The 26,248-nt window shown below is 53.4% G+C and carries 28 protein-coding genes and 5 tRNA genes; 12 read left to right on the forward strand and 21 right to left on the reverse strand.

Translation table 11 applies throughout. From position 1 onward, the window contains the following. Nucleotides 1-5: 5 nt before the first annotated feature. From BD01_RS00005 to BD01_RS00055, 11 genes are all read right to left on the reverse strand, one after another. Nucleotides 6-644, reverse strand: a complete 639-nt coding sequence (locus BD01_RS00005) for a hypothetical protein (protein WP_042688651.1) — start codon at nucleotides 642-644, stop codon at nucleotides 6-8. Beyond that, nucleotides 644-919: a hypothetical protein gene (locus tag BD01_RS00010; RefSeq protein WP_022546992.1), complete on the reverse strand. Its 276-nt coding sequence runs from the start codon at nucleotides 917-919 to the stop codon at nucleotides 644-646. Before BD01_RS00010 ends, BD01_RS00005 begins: the two co-directional genes overlap by 1 nt. A gap of 6 nt (nucleotides 920-925) precedes the next feature. Next, the gene (locus BD01_RS00015) at nucleotides 926-1,525 is read right to left on the reverse strand and encodes a hypothetical protein (RefSeq protein WP_042688653.1); all 600 of its coding nucleotides are present in this window, start codon (nucleotides 1,523-1,525) and stop codon (nucleotides 926-928) included. A gap of 124 nt (nucleotides 1,526-1,649) precedes the next feature. Beyond that, the gene (locus BD01_RS00020) at nucleotides 1,650-4,409 is read right to left on the reverse strand and encodes a minichromosome maintenance protein MCM (RefSeq protein ID WP_022546994.1); all 2,760 of its coding nucleotides are present in this window, start codon (nucleotides 4,407-4,409) and stop codon (nucleotides 1,650-1,652) included. Then, complete coding sequence (locus BD01_RS00025) at nucleotides 4,406-4,945, reverse strand: hypothetical protein (protein ID WP_042688657.1); 540 nt, start codon at nucleotides 4,943-4,945, stop codon at nucleotides 4,406-4,408. Before BD01_RS00025 ends, BD01_RS00020 begins: the two co-directional genes overlap by 4 nt. 1 nt (nucleotide 4,946) lies before the next feature. Further along, entirely contained in the window at nucleotides 4,947-5,465 is a 519-nt protein-coding gene (locus BD01_RS00030; RefSeq protein ID WP_022546996.1) for a hypothetical protein, read from the reverse strand. Continuing rightward, complete coding sequence (locus BD01_RS00035) at nucleotides 5,462-5,671, reverse strand: hypothetical protein (RefSeq protein WP_022546997.1); 210 nt, start codon at nucleotides 5,669-5,671, stop codon at nucleotides 5,462-5,464. The genes BD01_RS00030 and BD01_RS00035 overlap by 4 nt, the downstream gene beginning before the upstream one ends. 5 nt (nucleotides 5,672-5,676) lie before the next feature. Further along, nucleotides 5,677-6,087, reverse strand: a complete 411-nt coding sequence (locus BD01_RS00040; protein WP_022546998.1) for a hypothetical protein — start codon at nucleotides 6,085-6,087, stop codon at nucleotides 5,677-5,679. Then, the gene (locus BD01_RS00045) at nucleotides 6,087-6,278 is read right to left on the reverse strand and encodes a hypothetical protein (RefSeq protein ID WP_022546999.1); all 192 of its coding nucleotides are present in this window, start codon (nucleotides 6,276-6,278) and stop codon (nucleotides 6,087-6,089) included. The genes BD01_RS00040 and BD01_RS00045 overlap by 1 nt, the downstream gene beginning before the upstream one ends. Further along, nucleotides 6,275-6,466: a hypothetical protein gene (locus tag BD01_RS00050; protein WP_022547000.1), complete on the reverse strand. Its 192-nt coding sequence runs from the start codon at nucleotides 6,464-6,466 to the stop codon at nucleotides 6,275-6,277. The genes BD01_RS00045 and BD01_RS00050 overlap by 4 nt, the downstream gene beginning before the upstream one ends. Nucleotide 6,467: 1 nt before the next feature. Further along, on the reverse strand, nucleotides 6,468-7,061 hold the full coding sequence (locus BD01_RS00055) for a hypothetical protein (RefSeq protein WP_022547001.1): 594 nt from the start codon (nucleotides 7,059-7,061) through the stop codon (nucleotides 6,468-6,470). Between the two features lie 158 nt (nucleotides 7,062-7,219). Between BD01_RS00055 and BD01_RS00060 the strand changes: the two genes are divergently transcribed. The 6 genes from BD01_RS00060 to BD01_RS00085 all read left to right on the forward strand — a co-directional run bounded on the left by BD01_RS00060 (nucleotide 7,220) and on the right by BD01_RS00085 (nucleotide 10,099). Beyond that, the gene (locus tag BD01_RS00060; RefSeq protein WP_022547002.1) at nucleotides 7,220-7,402 is read left to right on the forward strand and encodes an AbrB/MazE/SpoVT family DNA-binding domain-containing protein; all 183 of its coding nucleotides are present in this window, start codon (nucleotides 7,220-7,222) and stop codon (nucleotides 7,400-7,402) included. A 212-nt stretch (nucleotides 7,403-7,614) separates the two neighbouring features. Further along, on the forward strand, nucleotides 7,615-7,866 hold the full coding sequence (locus tag BD01_RS00065) for a hypothetical protein (RefSeq protein WP_156927367.1): 252 nt from the start codon (nucleotides 7,615-7,617) through the stop codon (nucleotides 7,864-7,866). Nucleotides 7,867-7,870: 4 nt separating this feature from the next. Next, nucleotides 7,871-8,182: a hypothetical protein gene (locus BD01_RS00070; protein WP_022547004.1), complete on the forward strand. Its 312-nt coding sequence runs from the start codon at nucleotides 7,871-7,873 to the stop codon at nucleotides 8,180-8,182. Nucleotides 8,183-8,297: 115 nt separating this feature from the next. Continuing rightward, complete coding sequence (locus BD01_RS00075) at nucleotides 8,298-9,062, forward strand: hypothetical protein (RefSeq protein WP_022547005.1); 765 nt, start codon at nucleotides 8,298-8,300, stop codon at nucleotides 9,060-9,062. A 16-nt stretch (nucleotides 9,063-9,078) separates the two neighbouring features. Then, a complete protein-coding gene (locus BD01_RS00080) occupies nucleotides 9,079-9,537 on the forward strand; it encodes a type II toxin-antitoxin system PemK/MazF family toxin (RefSeq protein WP_022547006.1) in 459 nt (152 codons plus the stop codon). 474 nt (nucleotides 9,538-10,011) lie between these two features. Then, nucleotides 10,012-10,099 (forward strand) — tRNA-Leu (locus BD01_RS00085). A 556-nt stretch (nucleotides 10,100-10,655) separates the two neighbouring features. Here BD01_RS00085 and BD01_RS00090 read toward each other — a convergent pair. The 3 genes from BD01_RS00090 to BD01_RS00100 all read right to left on the reverse strand — a co-directional run bounded on the left by BD01_RS00090 (nucleotide 10,656) and on the right by BD01_RS00100 (nucleotide 11,300). After that, nucleotides 10,656-10,733, reverse strand: a tRNA-Pro gene (locus BD01_RS00090). A gap of 408 nt (nucleotides 10,734-11,141) precedes the next feature. Next, nucleotides 11,142-11,219: transfer RNA gene (locus BD01_RS00095), tRNA-Ile, on the reverse strand. A gap of 5 nt (nucleotides 11,220-11,224) precedes the next feature. Continuing rightward, nucleotides 11,225-11,300: transfer RNA gene (locus BD01_RS00100), tRNA-Asn, on the reverse strand. Nucleotides 11,301-11,398: 98 nt separating this feature from the next. On the opposite strand from BD01_RS00100, the gene BD01_RS00105 reads away from it, so the two are divergent. Continuing rightward, a tRNA-Thr gene (locus BD01_RS00105) sits at nucleotides 11,399-11,475 on the forward strand. Between the two features lies 1 nt (nucleotide 11,476). Here BD01_RS00105 and tmk read toward each other — a convergent pair. From tmk to BD01_RS00120, 3 genes are all read right to left on the reverse strand, one after another. Then, the gene (tmk, locus tag BD01_RS00110; protein WP_042688665.1) at nucleotides 11,477-12,097 is read right to left on the reverse strand and encodes a dTMP kinase; all 621 of its coding nucleotides are present in this window, start codon (nucleotides 12,095-12,097) and stop codon (nucleotides 11,477-11,479) included. Nucleotides 12,098-12,160: 63 nt separating this feature from the next. After that, nucleotides 12,161-12,871, reverse strand: coding sequence for a phosphohexomutase domain-containing protein (locus BD01_RS00115; protein WP_042688667.1), 711 nt, complete (start codon nucleotides 12,869-12,871; stop codon nucleotides 12,161-12,163). Nucleotides 12,872-12,881: 10 nt separating this feature from the next. Next, nucleotides 12,882-13,967: a nucleotidyltransferase family protein gene (locus BD01_RS00120; protein WP_042688669.1), complete on the reverse strand. Its 1,086-nt coding sequence runs from the start codon at nucleotides 13,965-13,967 to the stop codon at nucleotides 12,882-12,884. Between the two features lie 242 nt (nucleotides 13,968-14,209). Here BD01_RS00120 and BD01_RS00125 point away from each other — a divergent pair, with 242 nt between their 5' ends. The 4 genes from BD01_RS00125 to BD01_RS00140 all read left to right on the forward strand — a co-directional run bounded on the left by BD01_RS00125 (nucleotide 14,210) and on the right by BD01_RS00140 (nucleotide 21,491). Then, complete coding sequence (locus tag BD01_RS00125) at nucleotides 14,210-16,087, forward strand: phosphoenolpyruvate carboxykinase (GTP) (protein ID WP_042688670.1); 1,878 nt, start codon at nucleotides 14,210-14,212, stop codon at nucleotides 16,085-16,087. Between the two features lie 37 nt (nucleotides 16,088-16,124). After that, nucleotides 16,125-17,480, forward strand: coding sequence for a hypothetical protein (locus BD01_RS00130; RefSeq protein WP_042688673.1), 1,356 nt, complete (start codon nucleotides 16,125-16,127; stop codon nucleotides 17,478-17,480). 80 nt (nucleotides 17,481-17,560) lie between these two features. Beyond that, nucleotides 17,561-20,059 (forward strand): maltodextrin phosphorylase, encoded by a 2,499-nt coding sequence (gene malP / locus BD01_RS00135; RefSeq protein WP_042688677.1) that lies wholly within the window; start codon nucleotides 17,561-17,563, stop codon nucleotides 20,057-20,059. Between the two features lie 127 nt (nucleotides 20,060-20,186). Further along, nucleotides 20,187-21,491 carry a sodium-dependent transporter gene (locus BD01_RS00140; protein ID WP_042688678.1) on the forward strand — a complete coding sequence of 435 codons (1,305 nt, stop codon included), beginning with the start codon at nucleotides 20,187-20,189 and terminating at the stop codon, nucleotides 21,489-21,491. 1 nt (nucleotide 21,492) lies between these two features. On the opposite strand, the gene BD01_RS00145 is transcribed toward BD01_RS00140, so the two are convergent. Further along, the gene (locus BD01_RS00145; RefSeq protein WP_042688680.1) at nucleotides 21,493-23,211 is read right to left on the reverse strand and encodes a glutamate--tRNA ligase; all 1,719 of its coding nucleotides are present in this window, start codon (nucleotides 23,209-23,211) and stop codon (nucleotides 21,493-21,495) included. Nucleotides 23,212-23,327: 116 nt separating this feature from the next. Between BD01_RS00145 and BD01_RS00150 the strand changes: the two genes are divergently transcribed. Further along, nucleotides 23,328-24,050 carry a hypothetical protein gene (locus tag BD01_RS00150; protein ID WP_042688681.1) on the forward strand — a complete coding sequence of 241 codons (723 nt, stop codon included), beginning with the start codon at nucleotides 23,328-23,330 and terminating at the stop codon, nucleotides 24,048-24,050. Here BD01_RS00150 and dnaG read toward each other — a convergent pair whose 3' ends face one another. Genes dnaG through BD01_RS00165 form a run of 3 tightly spaced genes read right to left on the reverse strand, consistent with a single transcriptional unit; the run spans nucleotide 24,051 to nucleotide 26,221 of the window. Beyond that, nucleotides 24,051-25,436, reverse strand: a complete 1,386-nt coding sequence (gene dnaG, locus BD01_RS00155; protein ID WP_042688685.1) for a DNA primase DnaG — start codon at nucleotides 25,434-25,436, stop codon at nucleotides 24,051-24,053. Continuing rightward, nucleotides 25,433-25,834, reverse strand: coding sequence for a toprim domain-containing protein (locus tag BD01_RS00160; RefSeq protein ID WP_042688686.1), 402 nt, complete (start codon nucleotides 25,832-25,834; stop codon nucleotides 25,433-25,435). The genes dnaG and BD01_RS00160 overlap by 4 nt, the downstream gene beginning before the upstream one ends. 45 nt (nucleotides 25,835-25,879) lie before the next feature. Beyond that, nucleotides 25,880-26,221: a hypothetical protein gene (locus BD01_RS00165; RefSeq protein WP_156927368.1), complete on the reverse strand. Its 342-nt coding sequence runs from the start codon at nucleotides 26,219-26,221 to the stop codon at nucleotides 25,880-25,882. Nucleotides 26,222-26,248 lie beyond the last annotated feature (27 nt).

Raw genomic sequence — 26,248 nt, forward strand, 5'->3', positions numbered from 1 at the left:
AAGAGTCAGGAGCCGAGGTTCTTCGCAATCTTCGCGAGAACCTCAGACTGTGGAGGCTCAGGCTCCTTCGGCTTCGCCTTCTCCCTCAGCCTCTCCGTTTCCGTCTTCACAAGCTTATCCTCGGTCCTGGCCTCCTGGCGGGAGGTCCTTTTCTCAGCCTTATGGTCCTTCACTTCACCAGGTCCTCTCGCCTTCGCCTCCTTAGCGGCCTTCCTGTACATCCACGTCAGCATGAGAAGGCTTCCCGCTCCAATGACCAGGCCGAACTTCCCGCTCACCTGGAGGCTCTGACCCTCAACCTTCTCCATGTACCAGAGGCCAGCGTTAAAGCTCGGACGGCCGATGTCCCACCAGATGGAAAAGTCAATGTCCGCGCCAATCTCCTTCGCCTTCTTCTCCAGCATCTTCACGTAATAGTTCGCGAATATGGTTAAGCTGTGGTCCTTCTCCTGGAACTCGTCCAAGCGAGCGTTGAACTCCTCCTCGCTCATCAGGCCACCTGTCTCACTCACGCCGAGGTCCTCTTCCTCGGCCTCAACCAGCTCATCAATCTCCTCAAGGTCCTTCTCCACGTCCTCGACCAGGGAAGTGATGTCCTTCTCGTCGAGCTCGACCAGTCTCGCCTCAACCTGCTCTTCGCTCATCACTCAACCTCCTTGAAGCTCAGCGTCAAGCGAACCTTCTTCTCCTTCCCCAGCTCCAGAACCAGTGCGTTCTTCTCCTCGATGTGCTTCACCTTCGCCTTGCCGAGGAGTTTCAGTAGAACCCCCTGAAGGTCCTCGCCATTCTTTACCTCGCCAACTTCCAACCCAGTCTCGCGGACTGCTTCAACCAGGTCCTCAACCCAGCCGAAAATCTTTGAAAGTTTGAGCTGAGTGGCCGGGTTCATCATGGCCATCGCCATCTTCGCCTTCTCCATCTTGCCTCACCCCCTCAGGTTGCTCTCAATCTTTCCCAGAACAGGAGACCGCTTTCGCTCCTCGTAGGCCTTGACAGGCTCCTCCTTCCCCGTCAAGCGCTTGACTTGGCGGAACATCTCATCGAACCAGCCAACCTTGTACAGGTAGTAGATGATGACCACTCCCAAAATGAGGCTCCACGCCTTCCAGCTCAGCCTCGGCCTCGGAATACTGATTCCCCGTTTCACCCTTTCACCCTTCACCGTCTCTCCCGGTTTTTCACCCTGGTGAGCACGGGGGACTTTAGGGGATTCCTCGCGCTTCACCTCCTTCTCGCGATTTTCAACCGGCTTCACCCTCTCACTCTCCCCGCTCTTCACCTCGCTTCCGCGTTCCTCAACCTCTGCAGTGACCTCCTTGGCCTGTTCCTCTTCCTTCTTCTCGCTCCTCTTGCCTAAAATCCGCTCGCGCTCCTCCTCCGGTAGTTTTAGAAACTCCTCGTAAGGAACAACCCGCTTAGAACGGCAGACCGAACACTGAGGCTTCTTCGCGCGGCTCCAGAACTTGTTTCCACAACGCAGGCAGACATACAACCTTCTCCCGCTCGCATCTTCCACAAGTCTCACCACCCTTCATCTGATTTGAAGGTGAACTCCGGGGAAAACTCCCCCAGATTCCCCTATTTGCACCCTTGTATTTAAGCAGTGAACCAGAAATGTGCAGAATTCGGGAGAAATCTCCCGATAATTTTCAAAGCCATCTCACGAGCTCACCCTCCACTTGGAGGTAGTTCAATCTCTCACCCTTCTCAAGGAACTTTCTGATTTCGTCCTCGCTCAGGCCTTTCTCTTCCAAGGTCCTGAAAACAAGCTCAAGCGGAACGACATCACGATTTCTCGTCAGCTTCTCCATTACTCTCACGAACAGCTCGAACCTCTCGCGCTCCCTCGACGGGACACCAACCTCAAGAATGCTCGCGTCAATCTCCCCGGTTTCCGGGTCATAGGCGACATATTCCAAGCTCTCCCAAATTAACCTCACGGCTTCCTCAACGTCAATCTTCTCGACTTTCTCAGCCAGGCGAAGCTTTGCATGAGCATAAGCCAACCTCACAATAGCGTCCATTACACGCCTGCTAACTGGCGCTCCACTCTGCTTTGTCTTTCTCCTAATCTTCTTGAACTCCTCCACCATCAACCGGCCGACTTCATCGTCAATCTCAGGGAACACATTGAACCTCGCGTAAGCAAAGAGTTTCTTCAAAAGCTCAGGCTCTATGACCCTCTCGGGAGGCTTCCGGTTCTTCCTTCTCTTCACCTCACTGAGGATACTCCATCCAATCTCTTCGTCTTTCTCCTTCTCTGGCTCATCGAAGAACGCAAAGATAAGGTCAAATCTCGTCAGGACTGGAAACGGAACGTCCAGCTGGTCGATGAGTAACTGCCTCCTGTCAATTCTTCCCGCCTTCGGGTTGGCCGTGCCAATGATTGTGGCGGTGGCCCTTAGCTTCATATTGGAAATCCCCGCCTTGGCCGGCGCAACAAACCCGTGCTCCATGCACGTCTTCAACGCGTTGATATCCTCCCTCTTCAAACTGCTGAACTCATCGACCAGGACAATACCATCACTCCCAAGGACCAGCAGGCCACCCTTGACCGTGAACTTTCCAGTCAGCTCATCCTTCTCAAAGCTCGCAGTTAGGCCAGCGCGCGAGGACCCGCCACCCTCCGCCGTGAGGACCTTCGGAGCAATGTTCTCAAGGTCAAGAGCAAGCCTCGACTTACCAACGCCAGGGTCTCCCGCGAGGAGGACATGAATCGTCGTCCTCTTATCCCACAGACCCTCGGCCGAGACCACCGCCAATGCAAGAGCCTTCTTGACAGACTCGTAACCCTTAATCCAGGGAGCGATAGACCTCGCGACGGCGTCAGGTAAGTCATCCCCGTAGAGGTCCTTCAGCTGGAGGACCTTCTTCACGTCCTTCTTGCTAAGCTCTACCTGGAATCCTCTGTTCAACTGCTCAACATGAATCACCTCGAGCACGTAATCAGACTCGGCCACGCTCTTCCTCAGCGTCTCTCGTACCCGCAGAATGCCGTAGAGAACTACCTTATCTCCAACGTCCACAGCTCCAGCACCAGAGCCGAGAATGTACGCGCTCAGCTCCTTTGGGTTCTCGCCAACGTGAAGGCTCTCTGGTGCGTCCCTCACCACGAAATGCTGAATCTCCACCTTCCTTGACTTCTTCACGTCAAAATCCCAAGCTCTCTTAGCACCACAGGAAGGACACTTTGACGGCGGTGTAGCGGGTTCCCGCGTCGGCCTGTTGAACAGACCAAGCTCATAACCGCACTTGGTACAGACGTACGTTGCCACCTCAAAGAACGGGACAACCTTCGAGGCGGAGGTAATGTATCCCTCCACCGCCACGAACTTACCCACAAGGTCCGGTCTCATGTCCCTCGGCCTGAACACCCGCGGGAAGTTCCCGACCTTGACCCGGACCTCAACAGGCTCGAACTCATCATCGAACAGCTCAGGCTCAAGCCGGGCAATCTCCTCGTAAACCTCCTCTTGGAGCTCCCTAACCGCGTTCTCGAAAGCACCGAGCACAAACTCAGGCTCGTCGAAAAGAGCCTTCGCCAGCCTTGGGTCGTACCTGACCAGGTCAAGGTAGTCCACGTAAAAGTCCTTCCCGCCTTCCCTCACCAGGTCCCTGACCCTGTCAAGGTAAACCTCCTCACCGTCCCGCTTGAAGTTCCTGAGGAAATCCTTGGCGCTGTTGGTGTAGTCCAGTAAATCCTCGGCCTCCTGCTCATAGCCGAGGAGTTCAAGGATTTTCGCCTTGACGAACTTCACCACCGAATCCTTCAGCCTGAAAGCAGGCTCACCGTTCACCTCGCCAGTGGCGTCGAAAAGGACGGCCTGAAGGCTCTTGGCCGTGTTCCCGTTGCCGAAGAAATCAGACTTGACCCGGTAAACCATGTTCTTGGTAAAACCCACCTCCTCCCTGAGCTTCTGCAATATGATGTTTAGAGGAGTCAGCTCATGGCCTTCATCCCTTGCTTCCATGACGATGAGAACCACGTTAGAGTGAACAGGTCTTGGTAAGCCGTAGGTCTCCTTGATGACATTTAGTAGTCTCTCAAATTTCTCGTTACCAAGCTCTTTTTTGGCTGAACGGTATTTGAACGGTTTGAACAAGCTTTGTTCAAACTGCTCCTCTTCAGATTCTCCAAGAACACTCGTGTTCAAACCGTTCAAATCACTTTGAACAGCTCTATAATTCTCAAGCACTACCTTGTAAGCATTGAGCAGGTCCCTGGTGATTGATGTCGGCAGGAAGCCGTACTGTCCCCTTATCCATATCCTCAGCATGGGACTTAGAACAGCCGGGTCGAGGTGTTCAAGGCCTTCCTCGTCCATCTGCTTGAGGAGGTCATCTATCTCCTCGATGAGCTTGTCCTTAAGCCTGTCGCTGGCCTGTCTCACCTTCTCTGCCTCGCTCATGTCCTCACCCCCGTGAGCCAGTAGGCTATTGTGGTCGGGTCGGGTTCGACTGGTTTGACCTCTGCTGGCTTAACGGGATTTATTGACTGGTTTTCAGAAGAACGGTAGGCGAACGTCCCGAACATTTGATGTTCGTCTTTATTACCAGTCATCTCCTCACGAACGCTGTGTTCGTCTGTGTTCGTAGAATTCCGAACAGCTCTTAACCTGTCAAATACCTCTATCCCTGTGGCGCTGATGTGGTAGCCTGGCACGTATTTGGCCTTGTCAAAGAGGTTGTCGAAGTGCTTGGCGCGTATAACTGCAAGGACTCCCAGGGCCACGTGGTGAGGGTATCTCGTGCTCAGGTAGTTGTAGAGTTCGCGGGTTATCTCTGCCTTGTCCCTGATACCGAGGTGGATAAGTGTAGTGTAAAGGTCCTCCCAGTCCTGTTCCTTAAGGCCGTATTTTTGGAGAAGGTCTATTATCTGTTCGACATGGGTCTCGCTCATTTTAACCACCTCCGTCTCGCGAGAGGAAGAAAAGGGGAGAATCATCTCAATACCTCCTCAACAGTTCTCTGAGGAAGCGGTTCACCATCTGGCCGTGATTGTAAGGCCGGGCCTTTTCCAGTGGAAGCAGAACTACCGTTCTCCCGTCGGTCAGCTGGCGCCTCTGCGCGAGGCCTCTCTCGACCTTCCAGACGAGCCACTTCGTCTTGGTCTTGATGACGTAGTAAACGGGCACGCCGATGTAGTTGCCGAGGTCCTCGAGGAAGGTGTACTGTGGCTCGTCGAACATTGCGTAGCCGTCATCGTCCCTGACTTGGTACCTATTCTTGACCTCGAGGAAGGCCTTCGGCATGCCGAGCTTGAAGTCATAGAGGACGAGGTCGATGTCGAAGAGGCCGACGCGGGTGATGTTGTACTTCTTCCTTGCCTCCTCGAGGAGGTCTGAGAATTCTTCGTGTGCATCAAACCCGTGGAGCTGGTTCATTATTGCGTGGATTGTCTGGCGTCTCATTCTCCTCAGGGCGCGGTTGTCAGTGATGAGGTTCCTCCTGTCGCCTTCGGTCATGCTATCACCACCGCTTTGGGAAAGCTCTCGCGGGTGAGCCTGAGCGCGTCGGCCGGCACGTGGAGGACCAGCTTGATTTTCTCATCTTCCATCTCGATGTTGGAGACCTTGACGGGAACGAGGGTCCTCAGTTCTTCGACCTTCTCAAGAGCCTCGCGGAATTCTTTGAGCTGGCTGAGTTCAAACCAGGCGATTAGAAGGGGCATGGCTTTCACCCCACCACCTGGTCAAGGGTTATTTGCTTGGTTGGCTTCGGCTGGGGGTTCCACTCCTTGACAGGCTTTCCGAGGAGTTCTCTCAGGTACTCAATCTCCTCGCGCCAGAACTCTCTTCCCTCAGGTGGAAGCTTCTCGAGGGCCTTGAGAATGTCCTTGGCGGAGATTGGGAAGCCGTAGTTCTTCCGGGTTGGGTGCTCACCGGTGAGGAACTGAACAAGCTCCTCAAAGGTTTCAAACTTCTGGGTCTTTCCGGAGTTGGTGTAGCCTGAGAAGAGCCTCTCAACGTCTCTCGCAGAGTAGCCGGGCCTGCGCTTGTATTTTCTTATCACCCAGTAGGAGTTCCCCTTGTGAGAATACATTCCGAGTTCGGTCGCGAGAATCCAGACCTCATTTATTCTCTCCATCACAACACCCTCCCAATCTTTTTCACGGTAAATCTCGCAAAAGGAAAGCTCTGGTGAACCATGAAGCGGGCCATTTCCTCGGCCTTTTCTCGCGTCTTGGCAAAAAGGGTAAATTCAAGAGGCTCCTCGCCGGGTTGGGTTATCCTCACGCGCCAAGCCTTCATGACTGGAGGACGGCCACGCCTGCTCATGCTCTCACCACCTTGTGTTTGTGTGTCAACTTCTTATGCACTGAACCAGAATTCTCCAGAATTCGGGAGAATTCTTCAGAAGGCACCAGGGTTGCTTCCTCGTCGAGGACAAAGTCCACCCTCTTGAGGCGCTCCAGAGCGCTCCTCCGCGGAAGCCTCCGAAGCTCATAGATGGAAACCACACGCATCTCACACCACCTCAAAGCGAACACCCTTTACAACAACCTCAAGCTCCAGAACAAGCCGAACCCTCTCACCCTGCCTCAGAACAAGCTTAACCGAAGGCTCGCTGACTTCCTCCCCGTCATCTGGCTCCTCGTTTTCTTCGTCCTCTTCGTCGTCATAGTAGCCATGAGCCTCAAGCCACTCCTCGATGATATAGTCAAAACGCTCGGCGTACTCCCTAGCCTTTAGTTCGCTCTCTAGAACCTCAATTACCTTCCCGTAAACTTTAGGCCTGAGCCTCAATTTATCTCCATCAAACTCGCAAAGTTGCTGAACAACTTTGAACCCGATGTTTTCTGCAGTACTCTGAGCGTAGCCGTACTTTTCCATCAGGTATGACTTCACACCTTCCCAGTAGCTCCAGTTGTTGTCCCGCTGGACGAAGAACAGAATAATCCGCGCTCCAGGGATAGTGTATGACTCTTTGATACGTTGAAGGATATCCCTCGGCCTATAGTACGGTACATGGCGTGTTAGCTCTCTGAAAACCAAAGTTCTCAAGGCCTTGAATCTTATGTCGTCTACATCCGGAAATTCGCTCCAATCCTTCCATCTCATGGCAGAGTCACCAATGTCGAATTGTCAGAAAATTCTAATAATTCTTTCTCTCCGAAATTAGTATATATGACAATTAACAAGAAATTCTAATTGTCAAAAAGTTCGAATTTTGAATACTTTTTTAAAAGTGTGTTAAATAGAATATATTGGTGATTCCGATGGCTCAGAGAGGTAGAAAAGGTGGAATTAAGTTAGGTCCTGGCCAGTTTGTAACTCGTGTTGGTTCGAAATACATGGTAGTGATTCCAAAGGAGGTTAGGGACGAGCTAGATATTAACGTGGGGGACACAGTAATTATAACCGTCAAGAAGGCTCGGGTTGAGGTTGTACCAGTGGAGTGAGAGAAGAAATGCATCGTGTTTGATGTTGGACTCTTCTGGTTTCTGCCGTTTTCTCCCGTTTTCTGGTTCAGTGTTTTTAGGTGATGAAGTGCTATTTTCTCTGGTGAGGCTTTGTGGACGTGAGCGAGAAGCGTCGGTTGATTCTCCAGGGTTGTGAGAAGTGGAAAGGCCATTGGGTGAGGGTTTACCTCACTAATGGAGCTGACTTTCGCGTGAAGGCTGAGGAGCTCAAGGAGATGGTTGAGAAGAATCAGCTTAACCTCAACCTTGTGAAGGAGGTTGAGGTTGATGATAACTACCAGAAGTTCAAGCCGATGCCGGGGAGTGAAATCCCAAAGAGGTACCTGCCTTTGTCCGGTGATTCGGGTTCTTCTTCAGATGCGGGTAAGGACAAGAAGAGCTGGGAGGTCTTCCTTGGAGTTCTCGCTGTTCTGATAGTGCTTGGTTTTCTCTTGAGGAGGTGAGAGTGTGAGCAGGGAGGCCGATGGTGCAGTGATTGGTTTCTTGGCGGGTCTGGCCGTGGCGATGGGTGGTGCGATTAAGGACGCGCCTTATGAGGGGTTCAAGGAGAAGACGTTCTGGAGGTCGCCGTTGATTGGTGCTTTCTGGGGTTCGGTGCTGGCGAGGAAGTATGGCCTGAAGCCTGTTCCTCTGTTCCTGTCCACGATTGGGTTGGAGCGCGCGACTGTTGAGGTTTACAAGCTGTACCGTGCGATGGTGAAGAAAGACTACATTCCGGGGAAGTTCATTCACGGCGAGTGGGGAGTCCCGGTAAAATGAAGAAGGAGAGGGTTGGGGTTGTGCCGGTGGAGTGAGGGTTAGCAGTCCTGAGTTTCTTTGCAATTATTTTGTATTTTCGTCAGGTTTATAGCGTTAGGTCCATGAATTTATCTTGATGACAGGGGGTTCTGCAGTTCAGAGTAGTGGAAGATGGGGATATCCGGAAGACCCACGGGAGTGGTTTAAACAGTTAGTTGGTGCTCTTCCTGCTACTGAATTACTTGAGGAGTCAGAGATTCTTGTTGTGGACATTAACTTAATTAAAGGGATTCTTAACGAGCTTCAGCAGGAACTTGAGAAAATGTCCCTAGATGAGCTATTGGATAAGTTCTTGAGTGTGGTTCCTGATATTGCGAGCGAGGAAAGTTACAATGAGGCTATCAAAAAGCTTGAGAAGGTGTACAAAGAGATGTTTCCTGTAGAGTTCGGAATGTTGGAAAAGTTCAGGGAACACTCCACGCTTGAAGATAAAAAGAGGGTTTGGGAGGAGATTTACAGGCCTACTGCTGTTAATCTTGCAGAGGGATTTGCCAGTGAGTCCGCTAGGTTGTGGGATTATGCGTTTAGTAAAGAGGATATTTCTGATGATGAGCTTGAGGAACTGGATTTAATTAACCGTTGGCTGTTTTTGCTCACTAAAGTTTTTGCGATTTCATCTCGGCTTGAGGATATGGAGAAATCAGTTGAGTTATCAAGGTTCGGCATAGTCTTGTACCTCAGGGGTCTTAAGATACTTTACGAGACGCCTGGTATTTCCATAGGCACAGCTAAGCAGATGTTGAGACAGGATTTTGAACTTATAATTAGGAAAATCCTTGAGAGTGGCTATGACTTCCAGAAGGCTGATGACTACTTGCTATCTGAGGTCTTGGAAGAGTAGATAGGGGGACATCCCAGTGAATCAGGGGGAGGTCTGGATTGCTAAGGTGCCTTACTCGGATGTCTCTGATAGCATTGATTCAATTGCCGATGCATTGACTCACACCAATAAAAAGAAGTCTCGGAAGAGATATGTGTTAGTCCTGGGGGATATCCGGCCAGTATTAGTTATTAGCCGAGATGAGTACCACAAAGCTAGTTCTCACTCATCTATTATTGCTTGTCCAATAACAAGCAATCTCCAGCGAGTAATAAAGATGTATCGCACGCTTAAGTCTGCGGGGTTCAGTGGGGTAACCCCTGGCCTTCTAAGAATAACAGGAAGTGAACGAATCCAAGCAGGGTTAGACCGTGATTCTGCTATTGTAATACTCAAGGTGACAACGCTTAATGTAAATCAGCTAGAAAACAAAATTGGGGAACTCCCCGACACTAAAGTTTCAAGTGTTGTTAAGATTGTCAAAGAGTTCTTTTAGGAAGTTTTCTTGTCATCTGCCGTTCCTGGTCGAGGCAGCAGCTGCCGAGCTCGCGCGGGTCCTGCACAAAAAGAAGGCACGAGAAGGCCGTTTTAGTGCTCAAAAATGAGCGTTACGGCAGGCGTCGAGTTGTGGCCGTTCAATGGAAAAGGCTTTTAGCCTAAAAATTTATAAACATCATTGGGTGTTTTCGTCATGGTAAAATCGGGTGGTGTGTACGTACACTCCCAAGCGACCGGAGAGGAGCAGGCCGGAGCGCGGAAGCGGAGGCGTCCGAGGCGCCTTTCCCCGCGTCTGTACATTACGCTACCGCCAGAAATCTATCGGAAGGCCAAGGAGCGCTGGGATAACGTGAGCCGAATCATCGCAAGCCTGCTTGAGGTGGCTTTGGCTGAGGATTTAACGGTCGAGGAGGTCGTGACGGCCGTAACGCTCCTTAGGAGTGGCGCTTTGGTGGTGAATTCGCCTTCGAGCGCGGGGGTTGCCGAGCCTGGTCAAAGGCGGTGGACTCAAGATCCACTCCCGCAGGGGTTCCGGGGTTCAAATCCCCGCCCCCGCACCAGAAACTTTTCTGGCGAAAAGTTTCATCAAAGTTGGTAGCTTCTTCTGGAATACTATATTTCGGGTGATTTTCTTTTCAGTTGGTCGTTCTGAGTGTGAGAACTTTTCAAATTGCTCCTTGCTTATGGGTTTAACCTTTAAATCGACGCCCGATGGGCGTCAAAGGAAAATAAACCCTTTGAAAGGGCTGTTTTGGTTGGTTCTCTCTTGTAAGGCTCGATTTTCCCAATAAAATCCCCCCTTCCCTTGAGCCCTTGAGCGAGGAGCTACTAACTTTTGGTGAAGCTTTTTTCAAAAGCTTCCTTCACAAGCGCTGGCGGAAGATGACGTGCCTTTTTTGGAAGTGCAAGTTTTAGAGGGGGTTTCTTTTTGACCTGCTCTTTGTGACATGTTTCTCTCTTTGAAAGCGCCCGAAGGGCGCTAATGAAGGAAACACGCTTAAAACAGGCGAGTTTAAGAGCAACCCCACCCGAAAATAAACTGTTTAAAACGCATGCCTAATTTTGATGAAACTTTTCACCAGAAAAGTTTCTCCGCCAGCGCAAGTAAGGGCTGAATGGTGGGGCCGCCGGGATTTGAACCCGGGTCACGGGCTCCCAAAGCCCGCAGGATGGGCCAAGCTACCCTACGGCCCCCTGCGGTAGGTGCATCACGGGTTGCCTTATTAAATTTTTCGTCGCTGAACTGGAATGATGATTCCACGTCAACAACGCCAAAAGGAATGAGAGAGCTTCGCATTCCAAAAAGGAGTCACGAACTCTGATAAAACTTTGCAACAGCCTCGGGGATGGGCTGGCGAAAAGAGCGCCCTTCTCACCAAAGGGCAAAAAACAGTCGTGCACTTACCGAGTGCAAGTTTAGAGGGGGTTTAACACCAAAACAAGGCTTTTCAAGCAGTTCCAACTTTGTTATTGGCGTCCGAAGGACGCCGTTTAAAGAGCGGAACACTCACCAAAGAGCAAGTAGATAAAACCCGCTCAGAAATAAACACTTCAAAAAAGCACCTAATCTTCCGCCAGCGCTTGCGCAAGCAAGGGCTGTAATGGTGGGCCCGGGGGGCTTTGAACCCCCGACCACGCGGTTATGAGCCGCGCGCTCTGACCAGGCTGAGCTACGGGCCCACTGATGGCGCCGCCGCCCGGATTCGAACCGGGGACCGCCGGATTAACAGTCCGGCGCTCTACCGACTAAGCTACGGCGGCTCGACCCAATGTAGGGGATACAGGGGACGTTTATAAATTTTGCGGTTGGAAAGGGGAAAAGGTTTATAACTCTCAAAGGAGTCCCCTAAAGCGAGCCTGCCCCGGTAGCCTAGCCTGGCGGGGCGGCGGACTTGTAATCCGCCGGTCGCGGGTTCAAATCCCGCCCGGGGCTCCATTCATTTCTCGAGCAGAGCCTCAACGAGTGCAACAATCTGCCTGTGGACACCATCAACGTCCTCGAGGGCGTTGACGATTTTAATCTCAGGAAAGCGCTCCGCGAGCTTGAGGTAGTTTTCGCGAACCTTCTTCTGGAGCTCCACTATCTTGTCAAACTCGGTCTTTATGCTCCTCGTTCTTATGCGCTTCATACTCTCCTTGACGGGAAGGTCGAGAAGCAGAACGAGGTCGGGCCTTATTGCAAAGCGGTTGAGGTCTATCAGCCACTCAAGGTCAAGTCCCCTCGCCCACTGATAGGCGAGCGACGAGTAAAAGTAGCGGTCCGAAATCACGACCTTTCCCGATTCAAGCGCGGGTTTTATGAGCTTGTCAACGTGCTCGGCCCTGTCCGCCGCGAAGAGCAGAGCCTCCGCCTCGTGACTTATTTTAGCCCCGTCAATTATTCCTTCCCTTCCACCGGTCAAGACTAGTTTCCTGATGAGCTTTCCGAACGGCGTGTCCGTGGGTTCCTTTGTTAGAACGACCTCATAGCCCCTCTCCTCAAGCCACAGCTTGAGCAGCTTTGCCTGAGTTGACTTTCCAGCGCCGTCTATGCCCTCAAGCACAATGAATATCCCCAAGCCCGTCACCCCCAAAATGGAAGAACGTGTAAACCCCTCGGCGAGGGGCTTATAAAACTGCCGTTATACGGAGAGCCTCTTCATATAGTCAAAGAGCGACCACATACTCACGAACTCCTTCTGCTCGTCACCCTTGTAGAACTCGACGACACCGTCGGGCCTGAAGCGCATTCCAAAGTCGTAGTCGCCCTTGTTCAACTTGTGAAGGAAGACCTCCTTGGGCTTCGGTGGCAGGTAGCTGGTCATCATGTCGTTCATGAGTTCGACCTCAAAGCCAAAGTGCTCGTTCATCCTCGGGAAGAAGAGCACCGCAGGGGTGTTCATTGCATCAACGAGGGCTTTTCCCTCAAGCTTGAAGTTGTAGTGCTTGAAGACGTCGTGCATAAAGTCGTCAAGGGCGTTGGGGTAGTAGACCGTCGCACCGATATCGTTGGGCTGGGCCTCGATGAAGCTCCTGCTCTCGAGGATGGCGTTTATCTCGTCGACGTCGATCCCACTGACGTAAACCCTAACGCCACCGTAGTAGTAGACGTAGGCCAGCGGAAGGCCCTTCTTGTGGGCAAAGTCCTTGAGCGCTATGAGCGGAATCAGGCGGACGTCCATTATTGTTGAACCGGTGCTGACTATGCCAACAACCATCGCCCTTTTGCCGTAGCGCGAGATGGCCCTTCCATCCCTGCCGACTATTATCGTTCCGTGGGAGACCGTTCCTATGGCCCTTCCAAGGAGGGCAAGCTCCTCGGGATTAAACCTCTGCGAATAATACACTTCCACTTCCACCACCTCAATCTGGGAGTATTATACTCTCCCGACCAATCCTTGACTCGACCCAAATCTTCACGTTCGAGCCTATCTTGCTGAAGTCCTCAATGAGCGTGTTGTCGCCGATGACGCTGCCGGGCTGTATGACGACGCCCTTGCCTATGTGAACGTTTTCTCCTATTATGGCCTCCTTTATCTCGGCACCGTCCTCGATGGTCACGCCTGAAAAGATTACCGAGCGTTCAATTTTAACGTTTCTGCCTATCTCAACGTCATCACCAATGACCGCGAAGCCCCTGATTTCCGGCTTCCGCAGAACGCAGCGCCTGCCAGTGTAGAGCGCCCCACCGTACTCAAGGTTGCCCTTAAGGCTTTCGGTTTTCACCTGCGGCAGGATGAGCCGTCCGAGGAAGACATCTTCCGTCGCCTGAAGGTAGCTCGACGGCCTTCCGACGTCGTTCCAGTACTCCTTGAAGGGGAACCCGTAGAGCGGAAGGTCGTTTTCGAGCATCCTCGGGAAGAGGTCCCTGGAGAAGTCGAAGTTCTTGTTCTTGGGAACGTGGTCGAACGCTTCGGGCTCAAAGACGTAGATACCAGCGTTGACGAGGTTGCTGAAGACCTCCTCCGGCCTGGGCTTTTCCTTGAACTGCTGAATCCTGCCGTCCTCGTCTATTATCGCTATCCCGTACTGCGTCGGGTCGTCAACCTCGGAAAGCGCTATCGTGGCGAGGGCCTTTTTCTTTTTGTGATACTCGTAGAGCGCCCGCAGGTCGAGGTTTGTCAGCACATCGCTTGAAACGACCAGAAAGGTGTCGTCCATGTGCTTGACGACCTTCTTGGTGGCCCCGGCGGTTCCGAGCTTCACGTTGTCCTTGTTGGAGTAGTGAATCTCTATCCCCCACTCGCTCCCGTCGCCGAAGTAGTCGATTATGCGCTCCTTAAGGTAGCCGACAAGAACGTAAACCTCATCGACCCCGGCCTCGATGAGGCTCTGGAGGGCGTACTCCATCAGGGGTCTGTTGAAGAAGGGTATCATTGGCTTGGGCCTGTACACGGTCAGGGGAAGAAGCCTCGTTCCCTTGCCTCCGGCCAAAATCACTGCCTTCATCTTGCACCGCACCGCTTTATTGTATCACTCTCAGTTAAAATACTTTGCGCCCTTCGTCGTTCATTCACATGGATGCGTCCATGAGCCCATTGATGACCATTACTCGGTTTAGTAGTTGACAACTCTGCCCAAAAAATTCGACGTTATATCAGACGATGACCCTTTAATCGCCCAGTTGATGGTCACAACGACGAAGGAACTTTAAATAGGTAAGATGCACACATCCGATGGAGGCGACAAAAATGGACGCCCTTGAAAAGCTTAGGGAACTCCTCCCCGAAGAACAGTTCGAGAAGGTTAAGGCGATAGACAACCCCGAGCTTCACGCTTTTTTGGCGGAGTGGATTGAGTGGCTCGAGCCGAGCAAGGTTTTCGTCTGCACCGACAGCGAAGAGGACGAGCAGTACGTCCGCTGGAAGGCCCTCTACTATGGAGAAGAGAAGATGCTCGAAACGCCGAACCACACCGTCCACTACGACAACTACTACGACCAGGCCAGGGACAAGGCCAACACCAAGCTCCTCGTCCCCGGCGGAAAGGAGATTCCCTTCCTCAACACCAAGGACCGCGACGAGGGTTTGAAGGAGATTAGGGAGCTCATGAAGGGCGTCATGAAAGGCAAGGAACTCTTCATATGCTTCTTCGTTCTCGGGCCCAAGAACTCGATATTCACCATTCCGGCCGTCCAGCTCACCGACTCTGCCTACGTCGCCCACTCCGAGTTCATACTCTACAGAAAGGGCTACGAGGAGTTCAAGCGCCTCGGAAGGAACGCGAAGTTCTTCCGCTTCGTCCACTCGGCAGGAGAGCTCGACGAGAGGAAGACCAGCAAGAATCTGGACAAGAGGAGGATTTACATCGACCTCGTGGATGACACCGTTTACTCCGTCAACACCCAGTACGGTGGCAACACCATCGGTTTGAAGAAGCTCGCCTTCAGGCTCACCATTCAGAAGGCGGTCAAAGAGGGCTGGCTCAGCGAGCACATGTTCCTAATGAGGGTCAACGGCCCGAACGGCAGGAAGACCTACTTCACCGGTGCATATCCAAGCATGTGCGGTAAGACCTCCACCGCCATGATTCCCTGGGAGAACATCGTTGGAGACGACCTTACGTTTATCCTCCCGGTCAACGGCGTCGCCCGCGGTGCCAACGTCGAGAAGGGCGTTTTCGGCATAATCCAGGGCGTCAACCCCGAGGACGACCCGATAATCTGGAAGGTCCTGCACTCACCGGTCGAGATAATCTTCTCGAACGTCCTCGTCAAGGACGGAAAGCCCTACTGGAACGAGATGGGCGTCGAGATTCCGGAGGAGGGAGAGAACCACAGCGGGAAGTGGTGGAAGGGCAAGAAGGATAAAGAAGGCAACGAGATACCGCCGAGTCACAAGAACGCGCGCTTCACGGTTTCTCTCGAGCACTTCCCGAACGTGGATTTGGAAGCCCTTGAGAACCCGTGCGGTGTGGAAGTCGGCGGAATGATTTTCGGCGGCCGCGATAAGGACACCTGGCCCCCGGTGAGGGAAGCCTTTGACTGGAAGCACGGTGTTATAACTATGGGCGCCTCGCTTGAGAGCGAGACGACGGCGGCGACCCTTGGGAAGGAAGGCGTTAGGGCCTTTAACCCGATGGCCATACTCGACTTCATGAGCGTCCCGCTCGGCGAGTACATCGAGAACTACCTGAGGTTCGGCGAGAAGCTGAGGAAAGCGCCGAAGATATTCGCCGTCAACTACTTCCTCCGCGACGAGAACGGCAACTGGCTCAACCACAAGCTCGACAAAGCGGTGTGGCTCAAGTGGATGGAGTTAAGAGTTCACGGCGACGTTGATGCAATCGAGACGCCGATAGGCTACATTCCCAAGTACGAGGACTTGGCAAGGCTCTTCAAGGAGGTTCTCAACAAGGACTACAGCAGGGAAGCCTACGAGAAGCAGTTCACGATAAGGGTTCCAGAACTGCTCGCCAAGATTGAGCGCATAGAGAAAATCTACCGCGAGAAGGTCAAGGAAGTTCCCGAGGAGCTCTTCCGGGTTCTCGAGGAGGAGAGGAAGAGGCTCCTTGAGGCAAGGGAGAAGTACGGCGACTACATAAGCCCGTTCGTTTTGGAGCGGGCATGACAAGCTTTTTATTTGGCCCCATTTTCATATTTTTCCGATGAGGGTTGGGGAGCTCCATGGATACCCGATTTCGGTTGAGGTTTTCCTGAGAGACGGAGAGCTCACCATGATGCCCTCAGTTTACACTCATGAAAGGGGCTGGATGAAGTTCGGGGAGGCCCCGGGAACGGCACTCCTTGAGTGGCTCCTCCTCCTGCCGGTCGGGCATCATGAAGGTAGCTACGTCCCACCGGTTCCGCTGAGATGGAAGTTTCGAACGGCCAGGGACTACGTTTGCATAGCCGGGGCGTGCATGGGCTGGGATAAGCTCCTTAAAGAATCGCTCACCATGGCATACCGGTTCCTCCGGGACTATGCAGGGAAAATAAACCGGCTCCTACTGAAAAGCGGCCATAGACCCATTGACTACCGGGAACTGGGAAACGCGTACAGGATGGCGAGGGAGGTTTACAGGAAGAGATACGGGGAGCCGTGGTTCCTGCTGAGACCGAAGTTTCGGGGCAGGGTACTCGAGTTCTGGATTGACTTTTCAACCCACGATTCCTGCGACCTCGAATATGCGTGGGGCGAGCTCAGGGTCACGGGAATCCCCCTCGGGAGCTGGCACATAGATGTGCAGGAAGGTGCGTGTGTGGACTTCTACGGCTTCGTTCAGGAGCTCCTCGACGTGGCGTGTTCGATTGTTCGGGGACACCGTGAACTCCACGTTTACAACCTTGAAGACGCCCTGGACGAAAATCTGCCCGTGAGAGAGGATTCGCTAATCATTAGAACCTCCCTTTTCTTCCAGTTCCTCGACTTCTACTTCGAGGTGCCGCGGGAGAGGAATGTTGTAAGGATACACCTCGTGAACAATATGGGTGACTGGTTTCCGAGGGCCAAGACGGTTGAGGTGCCCCTGAGCGATTTTATTCGCGACGTTATCGAGCTTGGTAGGTGGTACTTTGAGAACTTCGAGGTCTTCTGGAAGGTTGAGGAGACAATCTCCAAGTCCACAAAGGTGGACTACTACACGACTCTAATGAACGTGTACCTCTCAACACTTGGAACCATGAAGAAGAGGAGGGGAAAGGAGCGCGTTCCGGGCCCCCTCACGAAGAGGTACCGCGCATGGACAATTTGGTGCAGGGACGACGAACTGCCCGTTGAAGTCGGGGGTCGCACTTTCAAGCTCCGGGAACTGACTTCAGAGCCATTCAAGCTGGTGGATGAAATAAAGGCCGAGCTAACAAAGATATACGGTAGGTACCGGAACCCCTTCTTGGAAAGGGGCGACACGTTTGAAATCCGGCTAAAAGCCTCCCTGAAAGACCTCCCCGGTTCGGAACTCGTCCTGACATTAGAGAGATACCATAAGGGGACGTATCAGCTCGTAAAAATCCGGGTCCTTTGAACTTCGTCGAACGCCGAGCGACAGAGTTTTTAAGGTTCGCGAGAAATTAGTATCACCCATGATGATACGCGGTGGTTTCTATGGCGAGGGTTGACGAGTGCACTTATGAAACAATTCGTGAGAGACTTCCGAGTCCGCTCAGGGGGCTCGCTGATTTAGCTTACAACTACTGGTGGAGCTGGAACAGAAGGGCTACGAAGCTCTGGGAAAAGATAGACCCCGAGCACTGGGCCGAGTACAAGAACCCTGTGAAGCTTCTCCTCGACACGCCCCCCCACAGGTTCCGCGAGCTCCTTCGTGATGACGACTTCATGAACCTCTACGAGCTCGTCATGGAGCAGTTTGAGGACTACATGAACCCGGACTCAACTTGGTTTTCGACCAACTATCCAAACTGGGACAAGCCGATTGTGTACCTGTGCATGGAGTACGGCATAAGCAAGAGCCTCCCCATTTACTCCGGCGGGCTCGGCATCTTGGCCGGCGACCACGTCAAGACCGCGAGCGACCTCGGGCTTCCCTTCATAGCCGTCGGCCTGCTCTACAAGCACGGCTACTTCCGTCAGGAGATAGACGAAAACGGAAACCAGATTGAGGTTTTCCCGGAGTACAGACCTGAAGAGATGCCGATAAAGCCCGTCCTCGACAGGAACGGGGAGAGGCTCCTAATTGAGGTGCCGATTGAGGACAGGACGGTCTACGCGAGGGCCTTCGAGGTTCAGGTCGGCAGGGTGAGGATTTACCTCCTCGACACCGACGTCCCCGAGAACGGCGAGGACGACAGGAAGATATGCGACTACCTCTACAACGCCGAGATGGACAAGAGGATAAAGCAGGAAATCCTCCTCGGCATCGGTGGAATGAGACTGTTAAAGGCCCTGGGAATAGAGCCCGGCGTCGTCCACCTCAACGAGGGGCATCCGGCCTTCGCGAACCTCCAGAGGATTGCATGGCTCATGGACGAGGGCCTCACGTTCACCGAGGCGCTGAGCGTCGTCAGGGGAACGACGGTCTTTACGACTCACACGCCCGTTCCGGCCGGCCACGACAGGTTTCCGATTGAGGAGGTTCGGAAAAGACTCGCCAAGTTCCTCGAAGGCAGGGAAGAGCTCCTCGAACTCGGCAGGGAGGGGGACCACCTCAACATGACCCTTCTAGCGATTAGAACGTCGAGCTACGTTAACGGTGTCAGCAGACTGCACGCAGAAGTGAGCAGAAGGATGTGGCAGGACCTCTGGCCTGGAGTTCCGCTCGACGAGATACCCATCGAACCAATAACCAACGGCGTCCACACGATGACGTGGGTTCACAACGAGATGAGGAAGCTCTTCGACCGCTACATCGGCAAGGTCTGGCGCGAGCACACGAACCTTGAAGGTATCTGGTACGCCGTCGAGAGGATTCCCGATGAAGAGCTCTGGGAAGCCCACCTCGAGGCTAAGAGGCAGTTCATTGAGCTCCTCAGGAGGAAGGCGATGGAGCGGAACGAGCGTCTCGGAACCGACGACCCGATTCCGGCCATAGACGAGAACGCGCTCATAATAGGCTTCGCGAGGCGCTTTGCAACATACAAGCGCGCGGTTCTTCTTCTCACGGACCTCGACAGGCTCAGAAAGCTCCTGAACGACCCGACGAGGCCCGTCTATATCGTCTTCGGCGGAAAGGCCCACCCCAACGACTGGGGAGGCAAGGAGTTCCTGAGGAGGATTTACGAGGTCAGCAAGATGCCCGAGTTCAGGGGCAAGATATTCGTCATGGAAAACTACGACATGGGAAGCGCGAGGCTCATGGTTGCAGGTGTCGACGTCTGGCTGAACACGCCGAGGCGACCCCTCGAAGCTAGCGGGACGAGCGGAATGAAGGCTGGATTGAACGGGGTTTTGAACGCGAGCATCTTTGACGGCTGGTGGGTCGAGGGCTACAACGGAAAGAACGGCTGGGTCATAGGCGAGGAGAGCACAGAGCCCGAGAGCGAGGCCGACGACGTTAAAGATGCCCAGGCCCTCTACGACCTCCTTGAGAGGGAGATAATCCCGACCTACTACGGCAACAGGCCGAAGTGGATTTACATGATGAAGGAGAGCATAAAGAGCATCGCCCCGAGGTTCAGTACGCACAGAATGGTCAAGGAGTACATGGACAAGTTCTACTCAAAGGCCATGAGCAACCACATATGGCTCACGAGGGAGAACTACCGGGGCGCGAGGGAGATAGCCGAGTGGAAGGACCGCGTAACCGAGTCGTGGCCGAAGGTGGGCTTCGTTGACGTTAAGGTCTTCGACGACCGCTCAGGCCTTGAGGTGACGGTTGACCTCGACGGGCTGAAGCCTGAAGACGTTCGCGTCGAGCTCTACTATGGAGTCAGGGCGGAGGGGTACCACATAGAGAGGCCGCACATCGTCGAGCTCAGGCATCCGAAGCGGCTCGAAGGTGGAAAGTGGCTCTACACCTACCGCGGAAGCGCGCTGAGGCACCTCGGAGACCCCTGCTGGCACTACGCGTTGCGCGTTTACCCGCACCACGAGAAGCTTCCCCACAAGTTCCTGCTCGGCCTCGTGAAGTGGGTTGGCCTGGACTGAATGTTCCAAAGCCACGCTCCAATTCGAATAAAGATTTCAAATTTCTAAATTTTTAAGGGGAATCGCACGGTAAAGCTTTTAATTTTCAGGTTTCCATTCGAAAGGAAAGCTCTTAGGGGTGGTTGGGATGGATGAAATAAGGAAGTGGACGCTGTACCTGATGTTCCTCGTTGCCGGATTTGCAACGGGGATAGGAACAATTGGGCTGTTTCCCCAGTTCTGGATGGAATATGGACTAACGGGGCTTGTAGTGCATCTGCTGTTCCTGGCCGTGTTTACGTACGTTGCTATAACAGAGGCAGAGAAGGTCATAAAATCGGGCTACTACTTCGTTGAGCTCTACAACAAAGTTCTAAGAAAACCCGCCATGATGCTCGCAGTGCTGGCGATGATAGTCGTGTTCCTCTCATACTATACCGCCAACACCATGCTCGTTCTCCTGTCTCCAATCGTTGGAACAGGGACCATCGGAAGGCTCATAGCTAAGGTCCTGATGGTGGCGATAGTCTTCATCGTCCTGACGAGGGCCAAGGAGAAGACGTTCACGATAATGGCAGCGGGTTCAATGGTACTCGTTATCTCAGTCGTCGTTACGACTGTGGCATTCGTGTCGAAGATTCCGCCGACCGCGGCGTTTCTGGGTATGGCAAAGCACATGATAATGAGCAGACACCCGATAACTGTAGACCTTGTAATGGCCGCCATTGAGAAGGCCATCTACGGTGTCGGCCTTGGATTTGCCTTCTACCTGATGCTCGGCAGTTTCATGAACGAGCGCTTCAACGCCAAGCTCATCATTGGGGCGGGTGTTATTATACAAACCATCATCGGCCTCCTCGCCACAATTACGATGGTCTACGCCATAGCCCCCTCTACCCCGGAGGAGCTCTTGAAGTACGTGTACGGTGGAGAGGAAGGAGCAATTCACCTCATGGGACAGCTCCCAACGATTCTCGCCGACTACAAAGGTCTTCTGCTGCTGATAGCGGTTTCAATATTCCTCGCTGGAATCACCAGCATACTTCCGATATCGGAAGTTGGACTCCAGATAATAGAGTTCAACACCAGAGTTGGAAGGAACAGGGCAGCCATGTATCTGATGGGACTGGTGCTGCTGGTGGGCGTTCCAGATTCAGTACCCAGCTTGGCCCAAGCACTGTTGCTCGGGGTCTCTACCGCAGTGTTCTTCACGGCAGTTTTTGAGTACATCCCTGTGATTTCAAATAACGTTGAGCGGGTTACCGGAATTCAGCCAAGCACCACTCAGAAGGTAGCGGGGACCATTCTCTTCGTCGCCCTCATACCAATGGGGCTCTACTCCCTCTACACAACGGTCAAATCTGGAGGGGTTAACTGGATTGGTGCCCTGCTCGCAGTAGTGCTTGTTGGATTCGGTGCGCTGGGCAACGAAATATTTGGAAAGAAAGAATGAATCACTTGTGGGCGAAAATCGCCCTGACTTTTCCATCTTTTACCTCGTCTATTCTCACGAAGCCGAAGCGCTCGAACTGGACGACGTCATCGACCTTAACGTCGGCGTCGCTTTCAAGGAGCCCCTCCCTGATGATGAGCTCCTCGCCCTCGGGAACCCAGACTTCACAGGGCTTGCCCTCGGTGACCCAGTGAACCATCCTCCACCTGTTCTTTCTGGCCACTTCGTAGTCCACACTGTGGAACCTCGCCTTAATGCCGTCCTCGTTCACCTCAAGGATTTCGACGTTGAAGAGGTCCTTAAGGCGGACGAAGTTGCCGGGCTTGAAGAGCTCCATGTCGTCCCTGGAGACGTAAACCGGCTTTCCGGGGACGAATTTGAGCCTCCTAACGCCCCTCTCCGGGTGGTCTGGATGGAGCGGAATCTCGGCTGTGAATTCCTCGTCGTAGCCCTCTATGTACATCGGAACCGGGTCGGCGACGAAGAAGTAGCGGTTCGCTATCGGCTCGATTATGCGCCTGTTTATGGCGGCGAGGTTGTCCCAGCTAACTGTGGTGTCGCTTCTCTTCAGACCGACCTCGATTATTAGCTCCCTTATCGCCTCGGGCCTTATTCCGCGCCTCCTCAGGGCCCTAATCGTTCCGAGCCTCGGGTCGTCCCAGCCGAGGTATTTACCTTCCTCGATGCCCTTCCTCGTCTTGGACTTGCTGAGGATAACGCCCTCGATGCTCAGCCTGCCGTGGTGCACCGTGACCGGATACTCCCAGCCGAGGTACTCGTAAACGTACCTCTGCCTCGTCTCGTTCTCAGCGTGCTCCTGCCCGCGGAAGATGTGTGTAACGCCAAGCTCGTGGTCGTCTATCGCTGATGCGAAGTTGTAGAGGGGCCAGACGCGGTACTTGTTGCCGGTTCTCGGGTGGTTGGGGTTGTCTATTATCCTGAGCGCCGGCCAGTCCCTAACGGCGGGATTCGGATGCTTGAGGTCGGTCTTTATTCTGACAACCGCTTCGCCCTCCCTGTACTCTCCGTTGAGCATCTTCCTCCAGCGTTCGAGCTGAACCTCAACCGGCTCGTCCCTGTGGGGGCAGGCTATTCCCTTGTCGCGGAGCTCGCGGAACTTCTCCGGCGGGCAGGTGCAGACGTAGGCCTTGCCCATCTTTATCAGCTTCTCAGCGTAGTCGTAGTATATCTCGAGCCTGTCGCTCGCTATGTGTATCTCATCAATCTTGAAGCCGAGCCACTCCAAGTCTTCTTTAATCCACTCATAGAAAATCGGTTCCGGCCTCTTGACCTTCGGGTCGGTGTCGTCGAAGCGTAGTATGAACTTGCCGTCGTACATCCTCGCGTACTCGTGGCTCAGAATAGCTGCCCTCGCGTTTCCAAGGTGGAAGGCACCGTCGGGGTTGGGCGCGAAGCGGGTGACGACCTTTCCCTTCTCCGCCTTGGGAAGCGGGGGAAGGCCCTTCTTCTCCTCCTTCTTGGCCTTTTTCTCCTCGAAGAACTCGGGGTAAAGTTCTCTCAGCTTCGCCTCCTGCTCCTCAACGGAGAGGTTATTCACCTTCTCGACTATCTCGTTCACGAGCGGGATTATCTCCTTGGCTTTTGGCCTCAGCTCGGGGTTCTCACCGAGGACCTTCCCTATGACCGCCTTCGGGTTCGCCCTGCCCTTGTGGGTGTAGGCGTTGATGAGCGCGTACTTCCAAATTAGCTCCTCCACCATCTTTAACCACCTGTGGGGGAATGGGGAAAGCGGTTATAAAGGTTAGTCCGAAATTCCAAAAGAGAGATAAACCTAAACGTTAAAATCTAATTTACGAACGTTACGGTGGGGTGACCATGGAGCTACTGAGCACTGGAATCAGGAAACTCGACCGTGCAATAGGGGGAGGCCTGATTCCAAACGGCAACCTCCTGATAATTCACAACACCTATTCAACCGGCTGGACAATAGCCTTTGAGATTATGAGAAATCGAGTTGAGATGGGAGACTTCGGAGTTGTAACGAACACCGTTTTGCCCCTCTCCACGCTGGAAATTGAACTCGTTCCCTCCGGCGTTGACCTCCGTGCCCTTGGTGAAAGCGGGAACCTGGCGGTCATAGACGTCTTCGGCTCCCTTCACGGTATCAAATACAATGAAGACTTCGTTTACTCCGGGGAGAACCTCTCAGCAGACACGTTCGTTCCCAAGTATTCAATGCTGTTCAGAACAATTGAGCAGGAAAAAATGGGCGACCAGCGGGTTGTTCGCGTGGATTTCACACTCGATGGCTTTGCGTTTTTCCTGGGGGAGAGGAACACACTGAGAATATTTCAGAGGTTCATGGCACTTAGCGAAGCAGACGGTAGGGAGTCCATAAACCTGTGGGTTCTCAACAGGGACAGAACATCGGGGAAGTTCCTCTCGTGGTTCTCACTCTACGCCCACTACGTTATTGAAGTCGTGTCACGGGAAGGCATGGGAGAAAGGCTTTACGTGAGGAAAAGCCCCCTCCTGTACACCCCAAGAGAGAAGGGAATGTCAATAGAAAGGGGGAGGAGCGGAGTAATCCTCCGCTAATCACTCGGCGAAGGTTATTATCTTGAGCTGGACAGGCCTTCTAACGACGTTGTACTTCCTCGCGCCGATTAGGTAGCGAACGCCGGTTTCGCTGACGGTATCTATGAGCCTCTGGGTGATGACGCCGTTGAAGACGACCGCGTAAACGTCCTTGCGCTCCTTGAGCTGGTTCGTGAGCTCCCTGACCGGTATCTCGGCTATGACGTTCTTGTTCTCGTCGAGGAGGAGTGCTATTCCGTCCTTCTTAACGCGCTCGATGAACTCGCCGAACTCCTCAAGCTCTGGAACGCGGGCCTTCTCGATGGGCTTGACTATCTTCTCCTCCTTGGGCTCTGGCCTCTCGACTTTCTCAACCTTCTCCGGCTTCTTTTCCTCGACTTTAACCGGGACGACCCTCGGCTCTCTCGGCTCGACCTTCCTAGGCTCGGGCTTCCTCTCTTCCCTTTCCCTTATCAGCTCGTAGAAGCTCTTGCCCTTGTTGAACATCTCGTTGATGACCTGCTCGGCCGGAACCTTGCTCCTCAGGGCCTTGACTATCTCTTTCTTGGTGAGTTCCTCGACTTCCTTGCCCTCCGGGGCACGGGCAACGTAGTCAACGTCGGCAACCTGGAGGAGCTCCTTGAGTATGAGCTCTCCACCGCGGTCGCCGTCGGTGAAGGCGGTAACTATTCTCTCCTTGCTGAGCTTGATTATGGTTTCCGGAATCGAGGTTCCCTCTACCGCTATCGCGTTCTTTATGCCGTGCTTGAGCAGGTTGAGAACGTCGGCCCTTCCCTCAACGACGATGATTGAGTCGGAGAACGGAACGTGAGGCCCTGCGGGAAGCTTCTCCGGCCCGTACTCGATGAGCTCTTTCGCCCTGACGGCCTTCTTGACCTCCTCGGTGAGCTCCTGAGTCTCGGGAATCTCCTGCTCCATGAGGGTTTCAAGTATCTCCTTGGCCCTCTCGATGATGTACTTCCTCTTGGTCGCCCTGACGTCCTCTATGCGGAGGACCCTTATCTTGGCCTCTGCCGGACCAACGCGGTCGATGGTTTCGAGCGCCGCGGCGAGGATTGCAGTCTCGACCCTGTCGAGGCTCGACGGGACGGTAATGGTTCCGTAGGTCTTACCGGCCTTGTTGTGAACCTCGACGCGAATCCTGCCAATCCTTCCGGTCTTCTGGAGCTCCCTCAGGTCAAGGTCGTCTCCGAGAAGACCTTCAGTCTGTCCGAAAATAGCACCAACAACGTCGGGCCTTTCGACGATGCCGTTAGCCTCAAACTCGGCGTAGATGACGTATTTGGTCGTTCCGAACTCGTCTTTTCCTGACATGAAACCACCCTCTTTAGCCTTTTTTCGTTTTTCAGCCAAAACCTGCTGGAGTATCGTCTTCTTTCTCTTCATCGAATCCCCTCCAGCCGGGGGTCAGAAACGGAGATTACCTTCAGGTAGAGGCCGTAGAGGTCTTCAATGCCCTTGATGTCCTTCTTGACCAGCTTCTTGAGCTCCTTCCGGGTTTCCACGTCCACCCTGCAGGGGTAGCCGGCCAGGTAGCGGAGGAGCTTTTTGGCCAGCTCCTCCCCCTTTCTGTCAAAGTCCGTGAGTATCTTGACTTCGCCGTAGGATGAGGCGATGAGCGCGACCTCTGGTAGAGGCAGGCGGGAGAGCCTGATTATCTCCGCTCTGACCCCCAGATTCCTCAGAGCCACCTCGTCTCGCATGCCCTCAACGATGAGGGCGCCTTCAAACTCTCGCAGTTCGTCTATAAGCTCCAGGAATCTTTTATAGTTTTCGGCGTACATAACGCCCTCGCCCTTCAGTACTCCGTGAAGTTAAAAGCTTTTGGGTCAGGGACTCAGCAAGAACCAGAGGCGGTAGTTGCTTCTCCTGCCTAGTAAAATCGCAATCACTGGACCGATTACGAGCAACGAAATCAGCGCATCGCTTCCAATCTTGGAGTTCTTGAATACAGTTACGCCAAGAACGATGGCCAGCACAAAGCCCGCCAAGAACCCGATGAGGCCGTACAGGAGTGGACCGCCCAGGGTTGGTTTGATGGAAATCACGTAAAGAAACCCCGCCATTAACAGGATTATTCCGGGCAACGTGAGGTCACCGGTAATTGCATAGATGAAGATGGCAGACACCACAACGGCCAAGGCAGGACCCACGTTTCTCATACCCATCATACAGAGAATCGGCGTTAGGTTACAAAA

The sequence above is a fragment of the Thermococcus nautili genome (assembly GCF_000585495.1).
Lineage (GTDB): Archaea > Methanobacteriota_B > Thermococci > Thermococcales > Thermococcaceae > Thermococcus > Thermococcus nautili.

Bases quoted from the DNA above. Each gene is read 5' to 3' on its own strand.
- BD01_RS00005 (WP_042688651.1), bottom strand. From the start codon at position 644: ATGAGCGAAGAGCAGGTTGAGGCGAGACTGGTCGAGCTCGACGAGAAG.
- BD01_RS00010 (WP_022546992.1), bottom strand. From the start codon at position 919: ATGGAGAAGGCGAAGATGGCGATGGCCATGATGAACCCGGCCACTCAG.
- BD01_RS00020 (WP_022546994.1), bottom strand. From the start codon at position 4,409: ATGAGCGAGGCAGAGAAGGTGAGACAGGCCAGCGACAGGCTTAAGGAC.
- BD01_RS00025 (WP_042688657.1), bottom strand. From the start codon at position 4,945: ATGATTCTCCCCTTTTCTTCCTCTCGCGAGACGGAGGTGGTTAAAATG.
- BD01_RS00030 (WP_022546996.1), bottom strand. From the start codon at position 5,465: ATGACCGAAGGCGACAGGAGGAACCTCATCACTGACAACCGCGCCCTG.
- BD01_RS00035 (WP_022546997.1), bottom strand. From the start codon at position 5,671: ATGCCCCTTCTAATCGCCTGGTTTGAACTCAGCCAGCTCAAAGAATTC.
- BD01_RS00040 (WP_022546998.1), bottom strand. From the start codon at position 6,087: ATGGAGAGAATAAATGAGGTCTGGATTCTCGCGACCGAACTCGGAATG.
- BD01_RS00045 (WP_022546999.1), bottom strand. From the start codon at position 6,278: ATGAGCAGGCGTGGCCGTCCTCCAGTCATGAAGGCTTGGCGCGTGAGG.
- BD01_RS00050 (WP_022547000.1), bottom strand. From the start codon at position 6,466: ATGCGTGTGGTTTCCATCTATGAGCTTCGGAGGCTTCCGCGGAGGAGC.
- BD01_RS00055 (WP_022547001.1), bottom strand. From the start codon at position 7,061: ATGAGATGGAAGGATTGGAGCGAATTTCCGGATGTAGACGACATAAGA.
- BD01_RS00060 (WP_022547002.1), top strand. From the start codon at position 7,220: ATGGCTCAGAGAGGTAGAAAAGGTGGAATTAAGTTAGGTCCTGGCCAG.
- BD01_RS00075 (WP_022547005.1), top strand. From the start codon at position 8,298: ATGACAGGGGGTTCTGCAGTTCAGAGTAGTGGAAGATGGGGATATCCG.
- BD01_RS00120 (WP_042688669.1), bottom strand. From the start codon at position 13,967: ATGAAGGCAGTGATTTTGGCCGGAGGCAAGGGAACGAGGCTTCTTCCC.
- BD01_RS00125 (WP_042688670.1), top strand. From the start codon at position 14,210: ATGGACGCCCTTGAAAAGCTTAGGGAACTCCTCCCCGAAGAACAGTTC.
- BD01_RS00130 (WP_042688673.1), top strand. From the start codon at position 16,125: ATGAGGGTTGGGGAGCTCCATGGATACCCGATTTCGGTTGAGGTTTTC.
- malP (WP_042688677.1), top strand. From the start codon at position 17,561: ATGGCGAGGGTTGACGAGTGCACTTATGAAACAATTCGTGAGAGACTT.
- BD01_RS00140 (WP_042688678.1), top strand. From the start codon at position 20,187: ATGGATGAAATAAGGAAGTGGACGCTGTACCTGATGTTCCTCGTTGCC.
- BD01_RS00145 (WP_042688680.1), bottom strand. From the start codon at position 23,211: ATGGTGGAGGAGCTAATTTGGAAGTACGCGCTCATCAACGCCTACACC.
- BD01_RS00150 (WP_042688681.1), top strand. From the start codon at position 23,328: ATGGAGCTACTGAGCACTGGAATCAGGAAACTCGACCGTGCAATAGGG.
- dnaG (WP_042688685.1), bottom strand. From the start codon at position 25,436: ATGAAGAGAAAGAAGACGATACTCCAGCAGGTTTTGGCTGAAAAACGA.
- BD01_RS00160 (WP_042688686.1), bottom strand. From the start codon at position 25,834: ATGTACGCCGAAAACTATAAAAGATTCCTGGAGCTTATAGACGAACTG.
- BD01_RS00165 (WP_156927368.1), bottom strand. From the start codon at position 26,221: ATGATGGGTATGAGAAACGTGGGTCCTGCCTTGGCCGTTGTGGTGTCT.